Origin of the sequence: Agaribacter flavus (genome assembly GCF_042646125.1) — a bacterium.
Taxonomy (GTDB): Bacteria; Pseudomonadota; Gammaproteobacteria; order Enterobacterales; family Alteromonadaceae; genus Glaciecola; species Glaciecola flavus.
Map to the genome: position 1 here is coordinate 1 of NZ_JBHRSW010000008.1, position 26104 is coordinate 26104.

The following is a 26104-nucleotide window of genomic DNA, read 5'->3' on the forward strand; positions in this document are numbered from 1 at the left end:
ACTGGCCGTGAGCATTATCCGCCGGTACTCATATTCAGAACCACACCATTGGGTAAGCTCAATTCAATTTGCCACTGGCGCGTATCTGGCTGTTGTGAAGACAGGGATCCAATCGGCAACCATTGCTCGGATGTTTGTGGCAATGCAAGTGCTTGTCGTTTTTTACGTTGCAAATAAAATGTGGACTGATTAATGTTATGCGCGTGACAAAACTGGGCGATGGTCATATCGCTAGCTTCTTGTGCGTCGATGAGTTGCTGCCATTCTTGAGGGTTACGTCTAGTCATTGATATTTTCTCCTATCTTAATCAATGACCTCATTTTAGGGGCTCAACTTAGTAAAAGAAGAACGGTCTATTTTGATCGCTTACCTGCTATCGCTCTTAAACCATTTATATCTTTTCTAAATTGCACTAATTTGAACCAACCGTTTAATTAAATTATTCGCGAATACATTATATGACTACCGAGGACAGACAAGACTACAGAAGTGGTCGAATCAAAGGATAAATGAATTCCTTCACCACATATTTTGAGCCGCTATACGACAAATGACCGTAATCCCAAACAAGTGGTGTGTTATCGCCATCCAATTTTGCCAAACAGCCATCATCATTGCATAACTCGTTGATAAGTGAAATATAAAGAATGTCAGCATTATTTGCGTAACGTTCTGACAAATAGTTGTCGACTCTTAACAACTCATGTTCAAAATTAAAATCGTAGAAACGGGTTTCATTAGGATCCATGTAACGTAATGCAATTGTGCGAGGTAGCGAAGGCTGCCATTGTGGAACAGGGCCGATTAAAACAAAACTTGATGTAACGCCATTTTCCCGTAATGCATTCACAATTTGTTGGTATTCATTTTTATCATGTTCGTTTCGCTGTGCAAAAAGCACTACTTTTGGATTAAGGTTCACTACAGCATCAAACGCGAATCTGTTTGCCCTATCGCAAGCAATTTTAGACTGACCAGATGTTCTCTCATCACTTTTTAGTGAGGGTTGACACCCAGAGCTAGTGACTTGATAGTATGCTTTAGTGTTGAGAGAGTACGAGAGACCATGAGAAAGAGCTTGGGAGTGAGAGTCTCCCCAAACAAATAGTTCAACCTCGACATCCTTTTTAGAGACGCAAGATTTCGCAATACTATCGTTTGCGTTTTTGCCGTCAAAAAAATTACATTCTTGTCTCATTTCTTCATAAAAATACTCAGTACGATAATTTTCACCCTGATATTTTTCTATGAATGCAGCTTGTTTGGAATTTGCCGCAAGTCTTTGAGGTATGTCCGCACCGCCACTCAAATGAATAGGCATACTAACCATTATCATCAAAACAGAAAACCAGAATGGTTTTACCAAATAGACTTGTCGAACATTGCTAAAAGATGAGAACCTAAAGGACTCAACATATTTATAACTAGAAAAACCAATAATTACCGAGAGTGGAATCCCATAAACCCACCAGTTTTCAATCCCATAATAGTAGCCAGCAACTACGATTGGCCAATGCCATAGATATATTGAATATGACCAACTTCCTATTTTTTGAAAAACAACATTATTTGTCAAAGGGCTGTTCTGACGGTTTGCAACAATGACTAAATATGTCCCTAATACAGGAATGAGCGCCATATAACCTGGCCATGGGTCACGCTCTGACACAATGAAATATGAAACAACGATCAAGAAAACACCGAGCAGCTCAAATAATACTTTGGATCTGTTTTTTAACGTGCTAACTGGGTATAAATATGCAACACCACCAGCCATCATTTCCCATGCGCGTGTAGGTAGCAAAAAGTACGAGTGCTCGGGCCATATAGGTGCAGCATAAGCACTCAATATAAATCCAAAAATCATACCTATAAGAATAAGTAGCCGCGCAGTATTCAGATTAAAAACCTTTGCAAGCAGCAGTAAAACAATGGGATAGATAACATAAAACTGCCACTCTACAGAAAGAGACCATGTGTGCAATAACCACTTTTCATATGCCGCTGCTGCAAAATATCCTGATTCAGTCCAATAAACGATATTGGATAAAAAAGATACACTCCCAGCTATGTGCTTACCCAAAACGTTGTAATCAGTAGGTGTAAGAAAAAACCAACCATAAATCGTCAGAACAAAGCACAAGAGTACCAGCGCAGGTATAATCCTATTTGCTCTCGCTACGTAAAACTTAAAAATAGAGAAGCTATTTTTCTCCAGTCCCCTAAAAACGATACTCGTCATGAGGAAACCAGAGATAACAAAGAATACGTCTACACCAGCAAAACCGCCAGGTAACCATGTCGGGTTGAAGTGGAATATAACTACTGCCAGCACAGCAACAGCTCTTAGCCCATTGATATCATATCGGAAATTCAACAATCACTCCCTAATTACTCAAATAAACATACTAAAACCGCCCTACAATAAACAGTTGATTCTATTACTGCAAGCAACTTAATCTAAATCAGAGAACTTTACTTCGAACTATATGAACTGGTGTGTTTTTTCGTTTGATTAATCAAACACAACGACAACAAAACTAACGTTGTCCTATTTTATAGGCTTCAACTTTGTCAAATGTTGGCGACGAAGCGGTAAATGATAGATCGCTTTATCGACCATTAGGCCAGCGATTAGTGATACATCTGCATATGCCCTTCTAATACTTTATAGTCAATATTCTTTACAACACATAGACAATCTACTATTCATATTTAATTTATACGTAAAAAACATAAACTTAAAGAATGGCACAATAAATGCTTTCCTTGAATTGAGATGATAAACTTACTTAGTTGAAAATTTGATCGATAAGTATTTTTGAGGGATATTTGTAATAGATAAGTATTTTTGAGGGATATTTGTAATATATATACCCACAAAAGCTTGCGTAAAAATAGTTCGCCATAAAGCATAACCTTCTTACGATAGTGTATTGACATCTCATGTAGTGAAGTCTAGTATCTTTGAAGTATAAGGAGCATTTTAAACAATGAAATTATCATCTAAATTGGTGACACTTTTATTCGGATTGGTAGTGTCCTCTGGCGCATCAGCTAATATTATAGAGTTAAACATATCAGACAACTTAGTAAAATACGAAAATCAATTTTTCACCGGTACTGCAGAAGTTACTGCAGACGGTAAAGTAGTTCAGGACGGAAACAACTGGGTTGCATTGGAAGGCCCTTATGAGATAACTGCAGACAGTGTATTAAATATTGCATTTTCTTCTACAGTGCTAGGCGAGATCCATGGTATTGGTTTCGACAACAATACTTCATATACAAATCTCGATGCTGCGTCTCAAAACAGATTCTTCCAATTTGGTGGAACGCAGTTTTTTGGTATTCAGGATTTTAATACGTATACAGCTGCTGACTTAGATTCTGTTGTTGAGTTTACAATAAACTTAGGTGACTATTTTACAGGTACTTTTAATAATATAATTTTTATTAACGACCGCGATGGAAAATGGGATGCCACATCGACCTACTTCCAGCCACTTCAAGTATCAGGCGTTAATGCGGTAAATACCGCTTCGACCTTAGGATTATTTTTAATAATGATTGCTAGCTTGTTGGTGCGAAGAAGGTGACAGGGTAAATTTTAAAAAACCAGTCCTTTATGGGCTGGTTTTTTTTGTCAAAAATTTGTTAGTTCTCATTTCAAATAAGCTGCATTGTAAACATTTGAATAAAAAGTTTTTTTGAAAACTTCATGGCCTAAACACAATAAGTAGATTGTATTGCATACCCATCTTATTGAGTTTATTCTTGCCTGCATCTAACACTTATATTTATTCTCCAGTTAATAGGAACTTTTATGGAACAGACTTATCAAGAAGCTTGGAATGAGAAACTTAATGAACTTAAGGCTATGCATGGTTATATTGCTGAATTGTGCACAGATAAGTCTGTTGGTTACATAGATATACCTCTCCACTTTAATGTTGGAGATCAACTAATATATGCGGGTACTGAAGCATTTTTTAAAGAAAACAACATCAATGTTGTTTATCGAGCTTTTGATGTCAATGTGAATTTTAAAGCCTTAGAAAAGTGTGAAATTATTGTTTTTCATGGCGGTGGAAATTTCGGTGACATATATCCTGCTCATCAGCGGTTAAGAGAACGTGTAATTACAGCATTTCCTAATAAACGAATAATAGGGTTACCTCAGACATTACACTTTTCTTCGGAAGTTGAGCTGCAAAAGAGTAAAGATATATTTTCCTCTCACTCAGATTTTCACATGTTTGTCCGGGACAAGAAAAGTTTTGATATTGCTCAAGGTTTTACCCCAAATTGTAAACTAATGCCAGATATGGCACATAGTCTCCACCCGCTAATAGATATTACTGAAGTCGAATCAACCGAAGTTAGGTCTCCACGAATTCTAAACCTTCGTAGAGTCGACGTAGAAAAAGTGACTTTTCAGGTTCCAATAAACAAACCTTCATTTGACTGGTGTAATTTACTTACTCCATGGGACAAGATTCATTACAAATGGATACTAAAATTGCAACCATATAAACGCCTTTCTGACCGTTTGATCAATTCTTGGAAAGTACACTCGGATAGTTTGGTTTTTAGATCAATTAACCATTTTAATTCATTTAATGTGGTGTATACAGATAGACTTCATGGATTTATTCTCTCGTTCCTGCTAGGTAAAAATATTAAATTAATGGATAACTCATATGGAAAAAATATGGGATATTTTAATCAATGGATTAAAGAGAACAAACTGATTGACGTACTTGTTGAGGCTAAAGAAGAATGAAAAAATCGGATAGAGTTGCCGCTCTTTCTTTTTTTACTTCCTTGATAAGAGTGTTGGGCGGTCCAATCACTATCATAATGGTTAGCTCAATGCTTTCCACTGAAGAAATGGGTTTCTATTTTACGTTTTTCAGTTTTGTTGTAATGGCTCAGTTATTTGAAGTCGGTGTTGGCTTTGTTCTTAAACAATATTACAGTCATGATTGTAAGTACGACGAAAATAAAAATCTCACCCAGATGTCCGCAGAACTTTGTGGACACTTGCTCAAATTCTCTATTCAGTGGTATGCCTGTCTTACAATACTATATACAGTAGTCTTAATTCCACTAGGGTATCTATATTATGCAGACTATTCAGGTGACATAGAATGGGAGCTCCCGTATATCGTACTAATATGTTGCGTTGCAATACGTATATTCTCAAATGTGTTGGATAGCTACCTCGACGGTATGCAGCACCAGGTCCTTCTAAACAAAGCGAGACTGTTCTCTTCTTTATCAATGTCAGTGACTATTTGGATTTGCATATACTCCGGCTTAGAATTATTTTCTTTAGCGATCAGCCAAGCTATATCAGTCCTCGTCTTCATTTCTATTTTGTATACATTCCGTACTAAGTTTATAGATGAAATCCAATTAAAACTTTCAGACTATAGTTTCAAGACGCAATTCAAACGTATATTCCCACTTTTAGGAAAAACTAGTGTCGTCTGGTTTTTTGGATACTTTTTTTGGAACGGATTCACACTTTTGGGGTTTAAACTTTATGGTGCAGAAATCGGTGGTCTAATAGGCTTATCAATTGCTTTGGCCAAGGGTGGTTATGACGTAGCTAATTCTTTCCTTATGAACCAGCGAACAATGATCGCAAACAACATTGCAAACAATAAATTTGAGCAAGCCTATAGTATTTTTGTAAAGTATTTTTCTTTCTCATTAATGGTATTAGTTTTAGGTTACTCAGGATTCTTCGTTGTTAAATCTATTTTCCCCTCGTTTTATTTATTTGATAAAATTCTGCAAGTCCATGACCTTGTTAGTATTTTTGGTTTTTATCTAATGATTCTGTACATGACAGGTGTTAATAATTTTGTTAGAGCATATAAGATAGAACCCTTCATTTACATGTCTATTTATAATGCGCTTTCGGTGTGTTTGGCTTTTTACATAACGCCTATTCTAGACGTAGAGGGGCTTTTTTACTTATCGCTATTAGCTCTTGCCCCATCGCTAGTATATTCAACATTTATCTATAGTAACAAAGTCACTCAGAGTAAGAAGGCTATTGTATGAATAAACCAAAAGTTTCAGTAATATTACCTATATATAATGTAGAAAAATACCTAGCTCAATGTCTCTCTTCATTGACTAAGCAGTCTTATTCTAATTACGAACTTATCGCCATAAATGATGGTTCAACTGACACATCGCTAGAAATTGTCGAATCTTATAAAGAGCATTTTGGCTCAAAGCTAATTATCATCAACCAAGATAACAGTGGCTTATCAGCAGCAAGAAATGCGGGTTTAAACAACGCAACGGGAAAATACATTTACTTTTTGGATAGTGATGACTGGATACTACCCACTACCCTAGAAAAGTGCGTCTCAAGTCTTGAAGAAAGTGGAGCAGATCTGTTGCTGTTCAACGGCAGTGCATTTTGCGACGGCATGTCTGGTGAGACTATCCGTGAGTATGACTACTCTAGGAACATGCCAAAAGCAAAGTATACAAATGGTTTAGAAGCATTCAGTGATTCTCTGTTTAAAGGGACTTATGTTTGTCAATCGTGTTGCTATATGTATCGTTTCTCCACTTATCATGAGCTACGTTTTATTGATGGGATATTGCATGAAGATAATCACTTCACTACGCTATTAGTCGTTTTAAGTAAACACACGGAAGTTATTCAAGATCGTTTCTTTCAGCGAAGAATCAGGCAAAACTCTATCACCACATCAGCTAAAACACCACCACATGCAGATGGCTATTATATTACTGTGGACGTTTTACATAAATATTTAACAAACGAAAACCTTATGTCTGAAGCATTAGTAGAGTATCTAAATAGATTACTCAGGAAAGGCTTTAGCGTTGAAAAAAACATTCATCCGAACAGAAATACTTTATCATATAAACTGAAGTTAGCGTCTAGATTTGAGAACGTTATTACTTACAAATCAAAGATACACCTTTTTTGTTCACCAATGTTTACTTTACTAGTAAAAATTAAGCACCTTCTAAAAAGGTAATCAGTTTTAGGACATACCTACATTTTTATTTCTATGTAAATAAAATCCATCACCCAAATTTCTATGCGCATCCCGTTCATGTAAATTTCTATTTGAGTTAACTAATACCACTAGTATAAGGTATAAAAATAACGAAGGTGTTGCCAAGGCATTATCAAAATAACTGAAAACAAAGAATAATCCTCCCGCAATCAAAATTTCATTTTTGTCGGTGCATGACTTATTGAAAGCGACGAGGATTAACATTAAAGCAAAAAGTACAAAGAATAAAATACTCGGGATAACCCCCAACTCTACTTTTATCCTTAATAATTCACTATGTGCCCCAATAGTTCCACCAGTCAGAATTGTCACGTCCCTCGTCATAAATTCAACTTGATGTCCAAATCCAACGCCAAAATTAGGGTATTCTGCTGAAACAGTTCTTAAATGTTCCCAAATAATTTCCCTGCCACTCATATGAGTTTGTGTAAGTCTGCCCAATATCAAATCACCGGCAACTACAACAATTACAACGCCAAAGAAAACACCAAATAATACAGCAAACATTTTTAGGTTTTTTTGCCCTTTAAAATTTGCAAAAAACACATATGCGCAAAGCACAAAAGACATGACTAAGGGAATTCGAGCTGTGGAAGCCAATAAAATTAATACATTTAAGACCACCAACCAAAAATACTTGTATCCGTAGTAGTTTGCACACTTAAAGGCTGCGTATATACATGCAACAGAAAAACCTCCCAAAAACGCAGGCTTCATTGTTAACCCTAATCGCGGTAATCCGCTCAAAAACTCTACAGTGAACATCGGCCTAATATTAGTCAGATGATATACAACCCCAAGCGTTAGAATAAACGCTGGAAGCCATGCAAAAAATTTTAACAATAATTCTTTCTCTTGAGCCGAAATCTTACCGGCACAAAGCAGATAAACTATAATCACCTGAGTCATTGATTTTACGCATGTTGCCCAAGAGAAATTAGGGTTTTTCGTGAACAAGGCACAAACTAAGATTATTAAGACTGATAAGAATAAAAGCAGCGCCACATCCTTATTGAAAGGTCGGAAAAAAAACGCCACTCCTGCAAATAAAAAAAATAACTTTTCGACAGCATTTATCCCATCAACAGGGATAAATGCTCGAGTATTAAACACCAAAAAAATGATGGCAAAAATAAAAAGGCTAACAAAAATTTTTTTCTTTTCAATTACTAGTTGCATACTACATTTATCGTGCTCTGATTGCCGTCCATATTTCTTTGATGTGCATATCGCCTTTCAACACATAAAAGCATCCTATCATAAATTTTCTAACTGCTTCTAAAAAAAGGCCTCCAGACATGAACATGTTCCTAAACAGTACTATTGCACTTCCTCGGTAATAACTAGCCATCAACGTTTTTATTTTATCACGATGTCCAATTATATACTTATCCAAAAACAAAACATCTTCGCTTTCGTGATAAGCTCTAAGCGCATAATCTAAATCTTCCCCACCATTGTGTATTGCCCCTACGCCTAAATTTTCATCAAAGGAACCAATACCATTTACAATTCCTCCTCTTATAAAAATAGTATTGGAAGAAGCGTTTCTGACTACGTCTTTCCCTGACGCCTTGTGAATCCTAAGCTGAACATTATCCAAGCTCTCATGATCGCAACTACGATACTTACAAAACAGTAAACCAATAGAGGCATATTTTTCAAATACTGAATAAATCGAATATAAACTCTTGCCTGGATACCAGCAGTCATCATCAGGAAAAGCGACAATGTCTTCAGGTGATATCAATTCGTTCGTAGTAGCGGTTTGAAGCATTTTATTTCTCGCATCTGATAAAGAATGCTTAGTAGAGGTTTGCTTAATGAGTAGTTTGTATCGGCTAGTTTCCTCAAGATTTGGTATCGCTAATTGATCTGGGTTTTGAATCAGCAAAACGTGCACAATATTGAACGTGCCTATTTCAGAATTATGCCTTACGGACTCATGCAACCTCGTCAAAAAATCTATACTTTTTGATGTCAATATCGTTGTAGTGAAAAGAACACACTTCATTGAAATTCCCTTAGAGCATAGCTATTTCATTCGAGATGAAATTTATTAACTTACGGCGGTTTTCTATTTTCTCACCTACGGCTGGCTTCAAACTTTTATAACAACCTAGCAAATCCGTTAGTTCTTGTTCATTATCGGCAACATAAACGCCCTCGACACCGGTAAATTTGTCAGTAGTCGACTGCTGATGGTCATTTCTATGTTCTTGTAAACTATACTTACGAGCCATTAAAACTAAAGGCTTTCGTTGTTCAAAGCCCGTTATTATGGTTCCCATACCAGCATGCCCAATAATAAGCGTTGCCTCACTTACTAATTTTTCATATTCCTTAGGAGATAAAAAAGTATGAGTTTCCATATTTGCAAAATTACTATTAGTCTTAGCGACTTGTGCAACAACTTTTACGTTTTTGGCTGTTTCAGCCCACTTATCTACCGTGTTCAGCAAACGATCAAAAGGAAACTGGGTACCAGTTGTGACAAATATTAAGTCGTCCATTAAAACACAGACCCCTCATATTTTACTTTGTCGTCTGCTAAATGTTCCCATTGACTCAACACTATGTCAGCAAACTTCCTACTCTTACGTCCAGCGAACGACAACTCTTCCGCATTTGCAATACTATCAACCCAGATAGACTTAGCTCCGCATAATTTACCGCAGATAATCGCCAACAACCCTGGCGCAGCGCCAGTAGTAACTATCGCATCAGGTCTGAACTTCAAAATAACCCATAAGACTTGAAAAAATGTAATGATAAGATTAAATTTTTCATCTTTATTAGAATCTTTTACTATTGAATAATTACTAATATTATTTTGTTCAGGTAACCCAGATAACGTGGTTACAAATTTGACTTCTGAATTTTCAAAGCTGGGTTTGAGTAACATCAGTTGCTTCCAATGTCCCCCCCCAGAGGCTATCGCCAATATTTTTTTTGCCATTTTACCGCACCGCACCCTTCGTTTGTTCGACTAGACTGAAGCTTGTCCTAAATAATAGTGTGCTAACTTTATCTGAAAACGATAAAGTAAATAATTTTACAAAAATTAAAAAACTGTCCAAATGATGGCCACAGCTTAATCGCTTCAATCATTGATGAAAAGCTTTTCGATTTCATCCCCAAATTTTTAACATATACTTCTGCCATACGATGTTTTTGCATAGCTTTAATTTTGTTAGCTTGTTTGGCTTTTAAATTAGCTATTTTAGGCTCTACCATTGAAAAGATATGCTTGTGTCCATCGAGAGCTTTACTAGGGTCTGCAGATATTCTATTGCCGCCATCTAAATGATATTTGACTAGCGGCTGATCGATGCAATACATCTTGCCCAACGCAGCAAGTTTGATCCAAAGATCCCAATCTTGACAGCTCCTCAGCTCAACTGTAAACCCTCCAACAGAGATGAATGCATCCTTTCGAACCAAAACACTACTAGTACCACCAAGTATATTCCTTCCGAATAAATCACTTTCTTCTATTACCTCTTTGACTTTTCCGCGCTGTATTCCCTGAGGCCGATGAAATTCAAAGTTAGTAAAGACTGCGTGGGTATTATGACGTTCCATTACTTTTATTTGTTGTTCAAGCTTTTCCGGCATCCATTCATCATCTGAATCTAAAAAGGCAATAAGTGAACCCGAACTCTCTTCAGCACCCCTATTTCTAGAAAAGGGAGCACCTTTATTTACTGGATTTTTTACGTATTTTAGCGACGGGAATTCAGTAGTTAATTCATTAATTAAAGATTCAGTACCATCACTAGAGCCGTCATCGACAACAATTATTTCATCAACACGAACAGTCTGTCCATAAGCACTGCGTATGGCTCTTTCTAACACGTTGGCGCGATCTTTTGAGGGAATAACTACCGATACATTATGTTGTTCCATTTTAGTCCCACTAATATTAAGACGACTAATTTAAGTCTAAAGTTACAGTTACTTTGCTATTAACAAAGCATATGAGTGCGATGTAGCAATTATCGAGTGGTTATATCGTTTGCTATTATCTCTTGCATTACGAGCCTACCTTCATCGTTCAAGTGAAGACCATCCAAGGAGTATTCATCTCGAAGCTTATTTTTAAATGATAACGCAGGCCAAACATCCAAATATCTATATCCTAAGTTATTTGCAAGCGCTAACATTTTAGCATTTAAATTCTTAATCTTGTTATTGTTACGTTGAAAATTGTTAGACGGTATCACAGAGATTATCGTAATGTCTTTGTGTTCCAATAACGAGAATATTGTCTCTATTTGGTTAATAACCGTCTCTAATTTGATATTCCTACCAATGTCATTTGTACCTATATGAACATACAACATAGCGCTCGACGAAACTTGTGTTTCTTGTATACGCTGAAGTAGACTTAATGACGTTTCACTAGGAATACTGCTATTTAAAATGTCTAACTTGCAACACTCATAGAAATAGTCTTCGCCAACACTAAACAATATTGAATCGCCCAAAAATATGGCGTCTTGACTGCTTGAATGATCTCGAGATTCAAGTCGTGTTTTGTGATTCTTATAATGCTCGGCCTGCTCGATATATGGAGTTTTAAATTTTCTTGCTTCTCCACTAACGAAAAACCAAATATTCCTACCTTCGCTAATAATTACAAAGCAAAATATTAATCCAAAAATACCCCATTTAAGTGACGTAAACTTACTCATTTTGAAAAATCTGAATTAACTTCTCTTCTCCCTCATTGTATAACCATCGAGCTCCATAAACTGAGAGGTGATCAGCATCAGAATAGTATAGTCTGACGCCATCACCCAACGCACTTTTGTCGCTTACGTATGCATATGGATCAAAGAACTCTGCCCCAACATTGTTGACAAGTCGTTCAATAACTCCGTTATATTCCGGATATGAACTCAATAAATAAGGAGGAGCGCCACATTTAACATTCAACCGCAGACAATTTGATATTTTTGAGGGGCTCGACGACAACAAGGGAGGCTGAGCCAATACTACAACCCTTTTGTGCTGACTAAGCAGAGAAGATAACAACGCCTCCAGCTTTGCTAAAAGAACGGTATTTTTGTATGAATTATCCCATCGATAAGCTATTACTATGGATTCGGCATCCCCTTTTTCCTTAATAAAAGTATTAGTCACATCATTGCACTTGCTTGTATTTTGAAGCAAATTACATCCACCTGAAGCATATAGAGAAACTTCTTGCCCTGTATTTTTTCCAATAAGTGACAAATATTCAGCGTAATGCTCCGCATGACTATTCCCATAAAATACAATACGTTTGCTTGAACCAACATCTCCTAGCTTACAGCCCAAGTTAACTAGCGACGGACAAACTGACTTATCTATATGGCTATATTGCAAACCAGCTCTTACTTCCTGAGTATCTATTCTCTCAGGAGCACCTTTACTAGTAATAATAAACCCACCGATAACAATAAAAATTAAACTAGGCACAGCAAAATAGAAAGCAAATACAGACTTTGTTTGTAGACTGTTCTGGCGCAACGGTTTTTCAATTAAATAATATGAAAACAAGCTCAATATAACAATTAAAACAACAATATATGCTTGAGTCGTCAAAGTGAAAGAAAAGTCGCCGTCACCTGAATTCAACAAATATCGGCTCAAGGCCATTACAGGCCAATGAACAAGGTACAGCGAATATGATAAAAGACCAACATACACAATAGGTCTAAGCGCGAAAAGTTTGTTTATATGAGTATTTTGTGAATTGATAATTATGGCTACAGGTAAACAGAGAGCCAAGGCAACCAACCCGGGAAAACGAGTCGTCTCATTAACAACAACCATTAACAATAAAATTAGTGCTAATGAACCATAAGCTAAAATGTTAGAGCGAAACGCTTTAATATGTCCATTTGCTTGACAAACCGCTAACACGGAACCGACTAACATCTCTCCCATTCTGGATACGATTAAATAATAACTGAAGGACGCCAAATGCCTTTGACTAGACATATATTCAGCTATCAAAAAGCTAAGAATGCTGAATAGAATCAACATAGTAACCAGAAGATTTTTTCTATATTTTAGAATACCAAGTAAAAGAAGCGGCAATACAAAATAATACTGTTCCTCTGCGGCTAGTGACCACGTATGTAGTAATGGCCATTCGGAAGAATCTCCAGAAAAGTAATCCCCAGTCCTAAGGGAATATTGAACATTGGAGGCGAAAAACATAACACTGATGAGTGTTATGCCAAACTTATAAAAATCATATGGCAACAATACTATGTAGCAAAATATAGTAGTCAGCGAAAGCGTAAAGAACATAGGGGGTAATATACGTTTGGCGCGTTTTACATAGAAACTAGAGAAAGAAAATGTATCTTTGTTAATCTGTTTATATATTATGCTAGTGATAAGATATCCGGAGATCACAAAAAACACATCGACACCCAAAAAACCTCCTCGAAGATAGCTGGGCTCAAGGTGAAAAATTATAACAGATAGCACTGCTAACGCCCGCAAACCGTCAATATCGGGCCTGTATAAAATTACACTCGACACTTTTAAATTACCCTCATTACACGTACACACACCAAACCAACAAAGGGAGTAAGTGTCCAAATTAACAAATCAACCGACCACCAAGTATATAGGAAAAAATTAAGGTTTAATGACAACACTCCGTTAACCTAAGAAACCACCTAAATTTTTCAAAACTCAATAACCAACGTAATTGATGCACATAATTAAAATACTTATGATTCTGATGCTCTCATTGCACCCATTTGCGTTGCGAAAAACGTTTTCTGACCTACTTTTTTCAGAACAATTATTAACTGACGTAAAGCGACATTATGGAGCGCGGGCTCACGACAGAGTAAAACAATGGGAACGATTAATATCTAATAACAAACCCTTATCGGTCGAGGATAAACTTCATAATGTCAATAATTTCTTTAATCGGGTTAACTTTGTACACGACATTAATCATTGGGGTCAAAGAGACTATTGGGCGACGCCAATAGAGTTTTTGGGTACTAATGCCGGAGATTGCGAAGACTTTACCATTGCCAAATATTTTACGCTAATTTCCAGCGGAGTACCAAAAGAAAAACTCCGATTAATGTATGTTACTGCAACACGACCTACCCGCCAAGCTCATATGGTGCTAGCATACTATGAGCAAGCAAATTCGATACCACTCGTATTAGACAACATAAACAAAAGAATTCTACCTGCATCTAAGAGAACCGACTTAATTCCAGTCTATAGCTTCAACGGCGAAGGCCTTTGGTTAGCAAAGTCAGTAGGACAAGGTAGAAAAATGCGTGGAAACAACAATAATAAACTGTGGGAAGACTTAAACAAGCGTATGTCTGAACTTGGAAAGTCATCTGATTGATTTTTAGAGGAAAAAAAATGTCATTGTCCAAACAACTTGCTACTGGCTTCCTTATTATTCTTACCTTAGTGTTTGTTGGAACTTTCTTATTTAATGCGCAAAACACCCGAGTGTACATTCAACAACAACTGGAATCACATGCCCAAGACACTGCAACTTCATTAGGCCTTTCGATAACGCCATACATTGGCGACGAAGAGAGTTCTCCAATTGTCGAAACGATGTTGCAAGCTATTTTTGATAGAGGATATTACCAGGCAATAGTACTGTTAGATAACAACAATGAAACGATATTTTCACTTGAACAAACTCAAACCCAAAATTCAGTACCTACGTGGTTTATTCATACTTTTCCGCTTATTGCTCCGTCTGCTGAAACGACTGTAAACGACGGTTGGACTATTAAAGGGAGGCTCATTGTTACCAGTAACCTTGGACTTGGATATCGACAATTATATTCAAATGCAAAACATAGTTTATTCATATTTACAGTTGCCCTTATTGTAACAATGTTATTCTTATCGCTGTTAGTACAAAATATTGTCACAAAACCTCTAGGAGCGCTCATACGTCAAGCGAATGACATAAGTAATCGGCATTTTTCTATAATACAAACCCAACCGAAAACTCCCGAATTGTCCAAAATCACTCTCGCATTGAATAAAATGTCAAAAGCTTTGTCCGCCATGTTCAAACAGATGACGTTACAGATTGATGAATATCGACGCTATGCCTATGAAGATTCACTTACAAAAACCGGGAATAGACGAGCTTTCGAAATGAGTTTGGACGTTTACACATCAAAACAGTCTGTATTATCTCATGGATTTCTTTTCATTATTAAAGCTTCTAGTCTTGGAGAAATTCACCGACAGTTTGGGGGGGATATCGGGGACAATTACCTAATAGAGTTAGTTGACGTTATAAGAAGTCAAACTTCAAAAGACTATAAGAATCAATCAATCTATCGATTAAATGGCGCAGAATTTGCGATTATTTTTGAAGACATAGATGAAAAACTAGTATCTCAAGTGGCTAAAACCATTATTCAAAAGACACGGCGTTTAGAAAAATCCGAGCATAAAAACGGGTTTGCTCATATTGGTATTACTCGCTTTGAACGTTCGTCAGATAAGAAAAAAATATTTGAACAAGCGGATTCTGCACTCACAATTGCATATGCAGAAGATGCTAGGTGGCATATGTGTGCAACAGAAACAGTTAGCCATTCAAACTACGTGTGGCGCGAAAAGTTGGAAGAAATAATTACTAACCGCACAGCAGAGTTTGTCTGCCAACCGATAAAAAGAAATAATGGCGACGTTTTGTACGAAGAGTGGTTTGCGCGTCTACCGGATAAACGGAGCAGCATATCATCGCCAATGAACCAGTTAATATCGGCTTCTATTAAGCTTGGGTATTCCTTAGAAATAGACAAGCTTATTGTTGTTAACTTACTAAAAGCCGCTAAAAATAGTGACTCTCAAATAGGTTTAAATGTTTCACGATTCTCTTTACTCAATGAAGAGTTTAATAATTGGTTTACAGAGATGTTGACAAGTTATGGTTCAACTTGCCCCAAGTTAGTGCTTGAAATACCAGAAAGGGCGCTAGTTCAAGATGTTAGTTTAATGCAAACTTTTTGTAAAAACTTAAAGGCACTTGGTGTAAAAATAACTATAGAGCACTTTGGGGCACAATTAGCTGGCATTGCCCACCTATCAAATATAAGGCCAGACTACTTGAAAATAGACGGTAGATTTACAAGGAATATTCATCTAAAAAAAGAAAACCAACTATTTGTTAACTCATTGACTAGTATAGCAAAAGGCTTATCCATTTCTGTGATAGCAGAAATGATCGAATCGGAAGAGGAGCTAATATGGTTAAAAACATCCGGAGTAGAATTATTCCAAGGGTACTTTATAGAAGAGCCGAAGTGAAAAAACCATTTGCGTACTAAATAAGCAACGATTAAAATATACCAGCAGTTAAGTGGTACTGCGGTGAATTTAAGGAAAAAATGATGTTCAAACAACTAGTGATTTTGATTCTAACAACCTTCGCGATAAATGGTATAGCACAGGAAGGCGCAGCCATCTTTGGTGATGAAAGTCAAGCTGGGCATAGATTACACGCGCAAATAGCAGAGTCCGTTGATAACGGAGCATCTGTTGAAGCTGCTGTCGATGACACTTTGGAAAACTCTGTTAAAAAAGAGGCAACAGTTATCAGTGCCGATGCAAAGTCAGTAGTTGCATTCGACATCGATCTAGCAAAAGCGTTCTACACTGAAATGCTTAGCGTGAATAGCTTAATAGAAGTTACTAAAATATTAACTGAGATATCACCAGAAAAAGCTGTCCAAATCATCACTCTTGGTGTTGCAATGTATCCTGATTATGCACAAGAGGTCGTAGATGGAGTATCTTTGGCGGGTGTTATGAGCCTTGAAGATGTATCATTAGCGGCAATTCAAGCGGGTGCAGATCCATCTAGTATATTAACCGCAACTGCTGCTGGCGGTGCAGCGGCCTCCCCTATAGTAGCAGTTGTGCCTCTAGGGACTGGTATTGGTGCTGGTGGTGCTGGTGGTGGTGATACAACAGCGTCGACGAACTAAGCCTAATTATATATGTAGCCCCATATATGGGGCTTTTTTTTTGGATTAAATTATTTGTTAAAACGCAACACAATACAAAATCGATTGAATATCCCATTTTATATACTCTTAGGTGTGATTTTTTTACTACCAATACCATTGGGAGCAAATCGCCCATGGGCATGGAGCTTTTTCCAGTTAGTAATATTTTCCCTTAGCTTTTATGTCACGTTCACATTAATCAAAACCAAACACTCTGGCGTGTATAACTACCTTAGTATTATTTTGCTTTTCCTCGGATTTATAATCTACTCTTTATTTCAAATACTGCCTTTAAATGAGCAAATACTAATGCTTATTTCACCAGAATCACTATATTTATATAAACAAGCAAATGCATCTTCTTATTACGTTTCGATAGATACTGGTCAAAGCACAATAAACTTCATCAAACTTTTGAGTATGTTTTGCCTTTTAGTTACAACTTTACAATTACTCAAGTCTGAAATAAGGATTAAATTATTATTAACAGTAATGGTTGCAAGTGGAACATTCCAAGCAATATATGGGATATTAGAAGTATTGTTGAATACTAAAACCAGCCTTGTATTTGGATTTGAAGTTACTAGTAGCGCAACTGGCTCTTTTGTCTATAGGAATCATTATGCAAACTTTCTAATGCTGTGTTTATGCGCTGGGTTAGGATTAATTGTAACCTCTCTAGAAAAAGAACGAACAGCGTCACCAAAAGATTTTTTGAGGGTATTCGCTTCTAATATGCTTAGTAGTAAAGCAATCATCCGAATATGTTTAGCTATAATGGTAATAGCGTTGGTAATGTCACGCTCTAGAATGGGAAATACTGCTTTTTTTGTATCGATGGCAATTACGGGTGTATTGGCTCTATTACTTATTAAGAATCGCAGCCAAGGCTTAATTGTACTAATAGTAAGTATATTTATCATAGACTTGTTGATTGTTAGTACTTATTTTGGCTTAGATAGGGTTCAACAACGTCTAGCCCAGACAAGTTTTGAACAAGAAAGTAGGGATGAAGTTGTCAGAGAAGCATCACAAATTATCCAAGATTTTCCTTTTTTTGGATCCGGCGGAGGCAGCTTTTATAGTATTTTCCCTAGTTATCAAGAATCAAAGATACATGCTTTTTATGATCACGCGCATAACGACTATTTGCAATTTATCATTGAGTACGGAATTATGGGAGCCATCATTCTAGCCACGATTTGCGGCTTTACCTTGTATAAGAGCTTAAGAGCCATGAAAGTAAGAAAAAACTCTATATTTAGAGGTGTAGGCTTTGCATCGAGTATGGCGATGATAGGGATGGGGATCCATATGATGGTAGATTTTCCAATGCAAGCATTTGCGAATAGCTGCTATTTTATTATTTTTATCGCTCTAGCGATGATTTCAAACAGTTTACGTTTGAGGAAAAGAAAGAGTATCACGGACACTTAAGTACTTTATTGTAAACAAAAGCATCCTTTTGATTTACCCAAATACAGGCCGTTCTTTTGCTATTAGTCCGAGCTATGGCATCCAACACACTTTTTCTGCTTGCTGTATCTCTTAGTCCAAGTATTAGGCGGTTAATGACCTCATCCCGTATTTGAATAAACATTAGATTATTAGTTTGGTATAAGTGAAGCCCAACTTCAGAATACACGCGATGTACTTCGGGCTTCATGGGACCTAACCTACTTGCAGTTGACAAATATTCTAGCAGCTCTTCGTCAAATTCACCTTTACGCCATTTCACCATTGCCAAAGATGCCCACGAGACGGGCCATGACGGCCTCATGCTAATTGACTTTTGATACATAAATTCAGCTAGTTCTAAGTACTCACTTGAGCGATAGTTTGCAACAACCCCCCACTCTATTACTTGCCCTCTCATATCAGTATACAAAGGATGAGAAAAATGTAGTTTTTGCGCTCTCGATACAGAAGACTCGGCTGTATCAAACAAACTAACACTCTGTATATTCGCCTCTTTTTGCCATAGTTCAATACTGTTGCGCACAAAATAATAATCTAAACTCGCACCACCAAATCTAAAAGCGTTTACAAATCCTATAGCGCTGACAAACAAGACAAAACTTCCCAGAGACTGTTTCCATACCTTTCTAGTGTCTGCAATTCCCAGAAGCTGTTTAATTTTAATTAACTGATATTTGAGAGTACTATAAGTCATATACACTACTGCCACTTAATATCAGATGTAATCTTGCCTGGGCTTTCCAAAAATAATTTTCGAGCAAGCGATGCACTCAAGTTACTCTCAACTAACTTATATGCATCACCCATGTCGTTTGGACGTCGATTTATAGAGTGTAGGTCTGATGCTACGTATTCGACTAAATTTTGGTCTAACATACGCCATGCCATTTCGTATGGTTCTTGCTTAAAACGTCCAGTCAATGAACCGGCTGTAATTTGAAAAACGCATCCAATCTGCTTCAACCATAATAATTTCTTGAAGTTAGTCAGAATTTCGCGATTTCTTTCAGGGTGAGGGATAACCGGTTGAACGTTTTTATTTAACAGCCATTTAATCAATTTATCTGCCCCTGGAGGAATATGGCTGTGAGGCAGCTCCAACAAAAGCGCTGCCTTATTGTTATATAATCCTATATACGGTAGTTTCCCTTCTTGTTGAAGAGCTAATATTTCATGAGAAATCCTTACTTCGGCTGCAAAAGCAAGTTTCAAATTAATGTTACGCTCTTTTACCTCACTAACCATAAGATTAAATGCATGTGCAATATCATCAATAAAATAGTCAAACTTTCCAAAATGCATGTGAGGCGTACACAACATATGAGTAACACCGGCATCTACTGACTGCAAGCATAGAGAAATCGTTTCATCTAAAGAACGAGAGCCATCATCTATATTAGGAATAATATGGCTGTGTAAATCTATCAACTTACTTGTTCTTTGCTTTTATAGCTATTATAACTATTATAGCCATACTGGTCATAAAAGCCTGCGTAACCACCGGTTTTATTCGCTTTTTTGATGTCAACTTGATTTAAAACTACACCATCAATACGATGTCCAATCTCAACAAATCGTGATAAGCCATTATTAATGACTTTAGCGCTTGTGCTGTCTGACCTTACGACATAAACAAGAGAATCACAGTGTTTTGATACTACAATAGCATCGCTCACTGCCTGTGTGGGGGCGCTATCAATCACAATATGGTCGTATTTACGACGCAAGTGTTCCATAAGTGCACTGAATTTGTCAGAAGCTAATAACTCCTGAGGGTTTGGAGGTAAAGTTCCTGCCGCAATTATGTCAACATTTGATTCTTCATCATGGACAATACACTCTTCTAAGCTATGTGTACCGGCGATTATATTTGCTAAACCTGGCTGAAAGCCTGGCAACTCAAACTGCTTACCAATTGAAGGTCTGCGCAAATCAGTATCTAAAATTAACACGTTGTTCAATTGCCCCAATGCAAATGCCAGATTGATGGAAACAGTACTTTTACCTTCTTTGGGTACACTGGAGGTTACTAGTATTGTTTGCGAAGGCTTGTCGATATTAAGTAGCTGTAAACTAGTACGAAGTGTCCTTACAGATTCGCTAAATGAGTGATGTTTAGGATCGAAGAAGTGCCTTAGTGACAAATTTTCTTTTTTCTTATGTGGCTCCCAAGGAATAATACCTAACATTCTTTGATTTAACTTTCGCTCGACATCATCGACAGAGCGAATACCACTATTTAGAGCCTCTAAAACTAACGCTAATACAGCACCAAATCCAAAACTCAGTACAAAAGCAGCAACAACTGCTGCACTCTTTTTAGGTTTAGATGGAGAAGAAGGTGGCATCGCAGCATCAAGTACTCTTGCATTGGCTGTCTCAAACCCACCTACTTGATCGGTTTCTTTTAAGCGGGTGAAAAATGAATCATATAACTGTTGGTTTATATCTACATCTCGTTGTAATACTCTTCTTTGATTGTCAATACTAGACAACCGTCTTAACTCCTTTTTAGCAGACTCTAAGTCACTTTGTAGTGCGCTGACTTTTGCTCTAGAATTTCCATAGTCGGTATTAATACTGGATACCAAGCCCGAAATTTGTTGATCTAAACTATCTTTAATTGAGTTTAATTCTGCGACCGCAGATATCATTCTAGGATGTTTTGGCCCGTATACTTCTTGCAGCTCAGAGACTCGAGACTGTAATTTAACCTCTTCTCTTTTAACATTTTGTACCGCTGGGTGGTTTTGAATTTCGGTCAAAACAGCCAAATCTTCAATTGAAGCGCCATTCTGATTTATTTGTTCGAAAATAACACCTTCCCTTTGTAGTTGAAGTTGAGCATCAAGTAATTGGTCGCTTAACTGCTGAACTTCATCAGCTTTTAACCCAACGACCCCATCAATATTAACGATAAGATTTTGTTCATCAAACTCCGCCAATTGTTCTTCTGAACTATTTAGCTTATCTCTTAAACCTTGTAAGCTTTGATTTAGCCAGGCGGTTGCTTTGCCAGTCATTTCGAGCTTCGCTTCTAAATAGTTTTCGATATATACATCTGCAATTGTGTTTGCAATATCTGCACTAAGTTTTGAATTCGCTGACTCAACAAAAACTTCGACAACTTGAGTATTCTTGATAGGAGCGACAACAGTACTCTGCATGAGCAAAGATGTTGCATAACCAATACGAGATTTTAATTGCTCCTCTGAAGTAAGCGTTTTTCTCTCAACCTGAGGTAAAAAAGGCAAACTAGCTTTGATTTTATATTTGAAATTTTCGAACCATTTAGAAAAGCTGCTTTTATTAGCGAGTATAACTTCTTTGTTGAACAAATCGTGTTCGTGAAGCGACATCCTTTCAACTACTCGTTGAGCAATCTGCCTCGACCGTAGCACTTGATATTGAGTTTGAAAGTACTCCTTTCTTGTAGAATCAAGGCCGTATACTTCTTCGATTGGGTTGATGTTAGTTTGTTCAGCTTCAATCAATAGTGACACTTTAGCTTGATAGGTTGGAGTCAATGACAACAAAACCAAAGTGATGAGCAACGTCAAAAATACAGACAACCCTGTTATTCTCCACCAATACCGCTTTATTGTCTGAAAATATTGCCCAAAATCTATAATATCATCGACGGTGCCTTTATTTTCTATTTTTTGCGCGTGATTAATTGACATGCAAACTCTCAATAACTACTTAAATTAAAAAAAACGGGACGGAATGGTAATAATATCGCCAGGTAAAACGATATCTCCAACAGATAATTCTAATGACTCTTCTCTACCATCTATAATTCGTTTGGTATTTACTTTTGCTTTATTTGCTCTTTCTGTGTAGCCACCTGCAAGCGCCACCGCTTTGTCAAAAGACAAACCTGGCTGATATGAATAACCTCCAGGTCTCTTTACTTCCCCATCTATAAAGAACGGGCGATATTCAATAACAGAGACGGATACTGTAGGATTAATAAGATAATCCCCCCTTAATCCTTCATCAATTATTCTCTCGACCTCATTTACAGTCTTACCTATTAGCTGTAATTCTCCTAAAAAGGGGTACTTAATCACTCCCACGTTAGATACTCGTGTTTCAACAAACAAATCTTCTTCACCAAATACTGTGATATTCACAAGGTCACCAGCCCCAAGCGTATACTCACCTAAATTGGCCATCGACTTTCCACTTGAGAAGCAAAAAAACACTAGAACAACTAATTTTGATACAAGTGATTTCATATAATCCCCCTATAAGTCACAGAAATTACAAACCAACCGACGCAGTAAGACTAATCTTATTTTTATCAAAATCGATAACATCTCGATTACTATCTCTCTCGCTATATGAATACGCTAGCGACACTTTTAACCACCTGCGTGCTATGTAATCAATTGAGGTTCTTAAGCCAAGAACGTCGTCTGTTCTAACATCGAGTCCATTTATTAACTGGCCTTCATACCTATCATTAGATAAGGTTAGTCTCACGCCAGATTGCAATCTTTCTAACCAACTGTGTTTCCATTCAGCACTATGCGCATTGCGGCGAATGAAATTGCCTTCGCCATTAGTTTCGTTTGTGTCAGACATGGTAGTGAATTCGATAGAAGAATATGACAAAGGTTCCCACAAAACACCAAGAGCCCAATCAACGCCACTAAAATCTTCACGCGTTGCTGAATCAAAATCTTTCGTTTGATAGCCCAACTTAGCAAAACCTGACGTTTTTGCCGTAGCTGCCCACTCAATACCAACTAATAAAGAGTCTTGTTTACTATCTAAAGGGTTTAAGGTGTTCAATGCAAACTTGTAGTCCACATATATACGGGACAAATCAATAACCATGTCTACACTCGGAGCTACAGCATAATTGAACACGCCACCAATAGTAGAAAATTTTCTATCTCTTGCGAGGTAACGAGGCGTATTCAAATCGTAGTTCTGATCAACAACATTAAGATTTAAACTAAGGCGCCCATCTGCATTCAACGCGCCATAACTATACTTAACGTCAAACGCACTACGTTTGTATTGGTCAGGCTCTAATAAACTGTCGCCTAATCCAATAGAGAAATTTGAATCTCTATCATCGTGACCATCTTCATAACTAGCAGAAACAATAATTCTATTTCTGGCGTCCAATTCCACATTGGCTGAACCCGATAAAAAATGATCATTATAGTTATCAGCGTCACTACTGAAGAAGTCCTCATTTACGAGGCGATACTGAAATGATAGATCACTAACACCCGTTGATGTCACAAGTCTGAAGCGGGGAGCGACTAGACGAGACCAACTATCAATTTGGTCACTTGATACTCTCGTTACATTGTCGTCGTAACTTAATCCCAGATCTATCGTAGGTGTAAAATCAAAACTACCAACCGGTGTACTACTCGGTTGGAAAGCATCTTGAGAAGCCGCTTCGGCACTCATTGCTAAAACTAAGATAGTAGTTATTTTCTTAAGCATGATAATCCTTTAATACTGATACACTTGTTATTAATATTGTGTCGCTGTCATCTATTATCTAAATCAAAAAAACTACGACAATTAGTGATTTCGAGACCAAATGAAAATAGTTGAGGTTTTACACAACTTTTCTCATCATTAAGCTACGCAGAGTATACAGCACGTTGTTCCAGTTGAAAAACAGGAATTAAAAAATTTATGTTATATACCCTCACCCGTAGCAAATTAGATACACTTACAGTTAATTATTAACGGAATTTACACATTTGCTACATAAACAGCATTTTTAGTAAAATTATCGTTTATATTAGTGCAGTAAATAACTATTTTGGATATTATAACTAACGCTATTAGTTTTTTAGGTTAGTTATCGCAGATTCCCAATGGATAATTGGGTTGGATTGGATAGTATCTAATATAGGATTACCGACTGTTACACAAAGGAAATTTTAGAGTGAAGAATAAGATTAACAATAGTAATAGAGCGGGCATCATTCAATCAAACAAAAGCAGTTTTGCCACGCTTTATCGACTAACCGACTTAGTTTCTGTAACGTTCATATACTATTTTCTTTTATTTAACAACCATTTTCCAATAAAACCAGACACATCTATAATGCTGCTAGTTGGTATTATTTTATTTAATATTTTTGCTGAAGCATTAGATTTATATCGCTCATGGCGCACACAATCAACTACCACCCTTTTAAAAATGACAGCAATTACTTGGGGGATAACATTCTTAGCGATAATATTGTTTTCTTTTTTCTTCCCTACACTTCTAAATTTACCTCAAAATTTACTCATAACATGGCTTGGACTTTGTTTCCCGACACTTATGTCATGGCGCTTAATATTTAGAGAAATATTGTTTTCAGTTCGAAAAAAAGGGCGGAATACACGCAGTGCAGCGATAATTGGCGCGACGTCTTCTGGTTTTAATTTAATGAACCAGTTGATAGATAATGATCAATTGGGTATTCAACTATTTGGTATTTTTGATGATAGGGATGACAAACGACTCCCTCACGAATTTCAAAACCAAGTTGCTGGTACCATTGCAGACGTCGTGAAAGCGGCAAAAGAAGGTAAGATTGATTACATATACGTAGCTATGCCAATGAGTGCTGAAGCAAGGATAATGCAAATTCTGAATCAGTGCAGTGACACTACCTGTAACGTATACATCATACCCAACTTCTTTATTTACAATCTTTTGAACGCGCGTTGGCAAACTGTTGGCTCAGTGCAAACGCTCAGTGTTTTTGATACGCCTTTTCAAGGCGCTAACAATGTACTTAAACGCATCGAAGATATTGTTTTCTCTACGATTATCCTAGCAATGATAAGTATCCCCATGTTAATTATTGCCGCTGGTGTCAAACTAACCTCAAAAGGACCTGTATTTTTTAAACAATTCAGATACGGCTTAGACGGTAAAAAAATCAAAGTTTATAAGTTTAGGTCAATGACGGTGCAAGACAACGGTGATGTCGTTAAACAAGCAACAAAAAATGATGCACGTATTACACCCTTCGGAGGCTTTTTAAGAAGGACATCTTTAGACGAGCTACCGCAATTTATTAATGTTTTGCAGGGGCGTATGTCTATTGTTGGCCCTCGTCCACATGCAGTTGCGCACAATGAACAATACCGAAAACTCATTGAAGGATACATGTTACGGCATAAAGTGAAGCCCGGTATTACTGGGTGGGCACAAGTAAATGGATTTAGGGGGGAAACTGAGACTGTCAACAAAATGGTTAAGCGAGTTGAATACGATTTAGACTATATTCATCGATGGTCAGTTTGGCTTGATGTAAAAATAATTTTCGCCACGGTATTCAAGGGTTTCATAAACAAAAATGCCTATTAGAATTTCAGTAATCCACCTTTTTTATTTCGTCGATTGAAGCCTTGCACTGTCAAATTTAAAGGCTTTTTCAATTCAACACACCCATACAATTTGAACTCTTCTGTTTGCCTGTTGTCTCTTCGACCAAAGAGATGGAAATATCTATTCAATTATTCTGTAAAATTTTTGT

The 26104-nt window shown here is 37.0% G+C and carries 23 protein-coding genes; 9 read left to right on the plus strand and 14 right to left on the minus strand.

Going from position 1 to position 26104, the window contains the following annotated elements; all coding sequences use genetic code 11:
- Positions 1–14: 14 nt before the first annotated feature.
- A complete protein-coding gene (tnpA, locus tag ACFOHL_RS06525; protein ID WP_376919409.1) occupies positions 15–287 on the minus strand; it encodes an IS66 family insertion sequence element accessory protein TnpA in 273 nt (90 codons plus the stop codon).
- A 195-nt stretch (positions 288–482) separates the two neighbouring features.
- Complete coding sequence (locus ACFOHL_RS06530) at positions 483–2378, minus strand: acyltransferase family protein (protein WP_376919410.1); 1896 nt, start codon at positions 2376–2378, stop codon at positions 483–485.
- Between the two features lie 616 nt (positions 2379–2994).
- Between ACFOHL_RS06530 and ACFOHL_RS06535 the strand changes: the two genes are divergently transcribed.
- The 4 genes from ACFOHL_RS06535 (at position 2995) to ACFOHL_RS06550 (ending at position 7038) form a co-directional block, all read left to right on the plus strand.
- Positions 2995–3600 carry a hypothetical protein gene (locus ACFOHL_RS06535; protein WP_376919411.1) on the plus strand — a complete coding sequence of 202 codons (606 nt, stop codon included), beginning with the start codon at positions 2995–2997 and terminating at the stop codon, positions 3598–3600.
- 227 nt (positions 3601–3827) lie between these two features.
- Entirely contained in the window at positions 3828–4787 is a 960-nt protein-coding gene (locus ACFOHL_RS06540) for a polysaccharide pyruvyl transferase family protein (protein WP_376919412.1), read from the plus strand.
- Positions 4784–6079, plus strand: a complete 1296-nt coding sequence (locus tag ACFOHL_RS06545; RefSeq protein WP_376919413.1) for a hypothetical protein — start codon at positions 4784–4786, stop codon at positions 6077–6079. Before ACFOHL_RS06540 ends, ACFOHL_RS06545 begins: the two co-directional genes overlap by 4 nt.
- Positions 6076–7038, plus strand: coding sequence for a glycosyltransferase family 2 protein (locus tag ACFOHL_RS06550; RefSeq protein ID WP_376919414.1), 963 nt, complete (start codon positions 6076–6078; stop codon positions 7036–7038). The genes ACFOHL_RS06545 and ACFOHL_RS06550 overlap by 4 nt, the downstream gene beginning before the upstream one ends.
- Positions 7039–7044: 6 nt before the next feature.
- Here the strand turns inward: ACFOHL_RS06550 and ACFOHL_RS06555 are convergent, their stop codons facing one another.
- The 7 genes from ACFOHL_RS06555 to ACFOHL_RS06585 form a co-directional block, all read right to left on the minus strand.
- A complete protein-coding gene (locus ACFOHL_RS06555; RefSeq protein ID WP_376919415.1) occupies positions 7045–8259 on the minus strand; it encodes an O-antigen ligase family protein in 1215 nt (404 codons plus the stop codon).
- Positions 8260–8266: 7 nt separating this feature from the next.
- Positions 8267–9094, minus strand: coding sequence for a hypothetical protein (locus ACFOHL_RS06560; RefSeq protein ID WP_376919416.1), 828 nt, complete (start codon positions 9092–9094; stop codon positions 8267–8269).
- Between the two features lie 10 nt (positions 9095–9104).
- Positions 9105–9593: a glycosyltransferase gene (locus ACFOHL_RS06565; RefSeq protein WP_376919417.1), complete on the minus strand. Its 489-nt coding sequence runs from the start codon at positions 9591–9593 to the stop codon at positions 9105–9107.
- The gene (locus ACFOHL_RS06570) at positions 9593–10039 is read right to left on the minus strand and encodes a hypothetical protein (protein WP_376919418.1); all 447 of its coding nucleotides are present in this window, start codon (positions 10037–10039) and stop codon (positions 9593–9595) included. Before ACFOHL_RS06570 ends, ACFOHL_RS06565 begins: the two co-directional genes overlap by 1 nt.
- A 68-nt stretch (positions 10040–10107) precedes the next feature.
- Positions 10108–10989 (minus strand): glycosyltransferase family 2 protein, encoded by an 882-nt coding sequence (locus tag ACFOHL_RS06575; RefSeq protein WP_376919419.1) that lies wholly within the window; start codon positions 10987–10989, stop codon positions 10108–10110.
- A gap of 89 nt (positions 10990–11078) precedes the next feature.
- Complete coding sequence (locus ACFOHL_RS06580; RefSeq protein WP_376919420.1) at positions 11079–11777, minus strand: SGNH/GDSL hydrolase family protein; 699 nt, start codon at positions 11775–11777, stop codon at positions 11079–11081.
- The gene (locus tag ACFOHL_RS06585; RefSeq protein ID WP_376919462.1) at positions 11770–13653 is read right to left on the minus strand and encodes an acyltransferase family protein; all 1884 of its coding nucleotides are present in this window, start codon (positions 13651–13653) and stop codon (positions 11770–11772) included. The genes ACFOHL_RS06580 and ACFOHL_RS06585 overlap by 8 nt, the downstream gene beginning before the upstream one ends.
- A 145-nt stretch (positions 13654–13798) precedes the next feature.
- On the opposite strand from ACFOHL_RS06585, the gene ACFOHL_RS06590 reads away from it, so the two are divergent.
- The 4 genes from ACFOHL_RS06590 (at position 13799) to ACFOHL_RS06605 (ending at position 18545) form a co-directional block, all read left to right on the plus strand.
- On the plus strand, positions 13799–14464 hold the full coding sequence (locus tag ACFOHL_RS06590; RefSeq protein ID WP_376919421.1) for a transglutaminase-like cysteine peptidase: 666 nt from the start codon (positions 13799–13801) through the stop codon (positions 14462–14464).
- A gap of 23 nt (positions 14465–14487) precedes the next feature.
- Positions 14488–16407, plus strand: a complete 1920-nt coding sequence (locus ACFOHL_RS06595; protein ID WP_376919422.1) for a bifunctional diguanylate cyclase/phosphodiesterase — start codon at positions 14488–14490, stop codon at positions 16405–16407.
- A gap of 83 nt (positions 16408–16490) precedes the next feature.
- Complete coding sequence (locus ACFOHL_RS06600; RefSeq protein WP_376919423.1) at positions 16491–17087, plus strand: hypothetical protein; 597 nt, start codon at positions 16491–16493, stop codon at positions 17085–17087.
- A 330-nt stretch (positions 17088–17417) separates the two neighbouring features.
- Positions 17418–18545, plus strand: coding sequence for an O-antigen ligase family protein (locus ACFOHL_RS06605; RefSeq protein ID WP_376919424.1), 1128 nt, complete (start codon positions 17418–17420; stop codon positions 18543–18545).
- On the opposite strand, the gene ACFOHL_RS06610 is transcribed toward ACFOHL_RS06605, so the two are convergent.
- The 5 genes from ACFOHL_RS06610 to ACFOHL_RS06630 are packed head-to-tail and all read right to left on the minus strand — an operon-like array spanning position 18532 to position 24059.
- A complete protein-coding gene (locus ACFOHL_RS06610; protein ID WP_376919425.1) occupies positions 18532–19281 on the minus strand; it encodes a VpsP family polysaccharide biosynthesis protein in 750 nt (249 codons plus the stop codon). The genes ACFOHL_RS06605 and ACFOHL_RS06610 overlap by 14 nt on opposite strands.
- Before the next feature lie 5 nt (positions 19282–19286).
- Positions 19287–20015, minus strand: coding sequence for a tyrosine-protein phosphatase (locus ACFOHL_RS06615; protein WP_376919426.1), 729 nt, complete (start codon positions 20013–20015; stop codon positions 19287–19289).
- Positions 20012–22270, minus strand: coding sequence for a GumC family protein (locus ACFOHL_RS06620; RefSeq protein ID WP_376919427.1), 2259 nt, complete (start codon positions 22268–22270; stop codon positions 20012–20014). The genes ACFOHL_RS06615 and ACFOHL_RS06620 overlap by 4 nt, the downstream gene beginning before the upstream one ends.
- A 24-nt stretch (positions 22271–22294) precedes the next feature.
- Positions 22295–22828, minus strand: a complete 534-nt coding sequence (locus tag ACFOHL_RS06625) for a polysaccharide biosynthesis/export family protein (protein ID WP_376919428.1) — start codon at positions 22826–22828, stop codon at positions 22295–22297.
- A gap of 25 nt (positions 22829–22853) precedes the next feature.
- Positions 22854–24059: an outer membrane beta-barrel protein gene (locus tag ACFOHL_RS06630; RefSeq protein ID WP_376919429.1), complete on the minus strand. Its 1206-nt coding sequence runs from the start codon at positions 24057–24059 to the stop codon at positions 22854–22856.
- Between the two features lie 454 nt (positions 24060–24513).
- Here ACFOHL_RS06630 and ACFOHL_RS06635 point away from each other — a divergent pair, with 454 nt between their 5' ends.
- Positions 24514–25935, plus strand: coding sequence for an undecaprenyl-phosphate glucose phosphotransferase (locus ACFOHL_RS06635; RefSeq protein ID WP_376919430.1), 1422 nt, complete (start codon positions 24514–24516; stop codon positions 25933–25935).
- Positions 25936–26104: the final 169 nt, after the last annotated feature.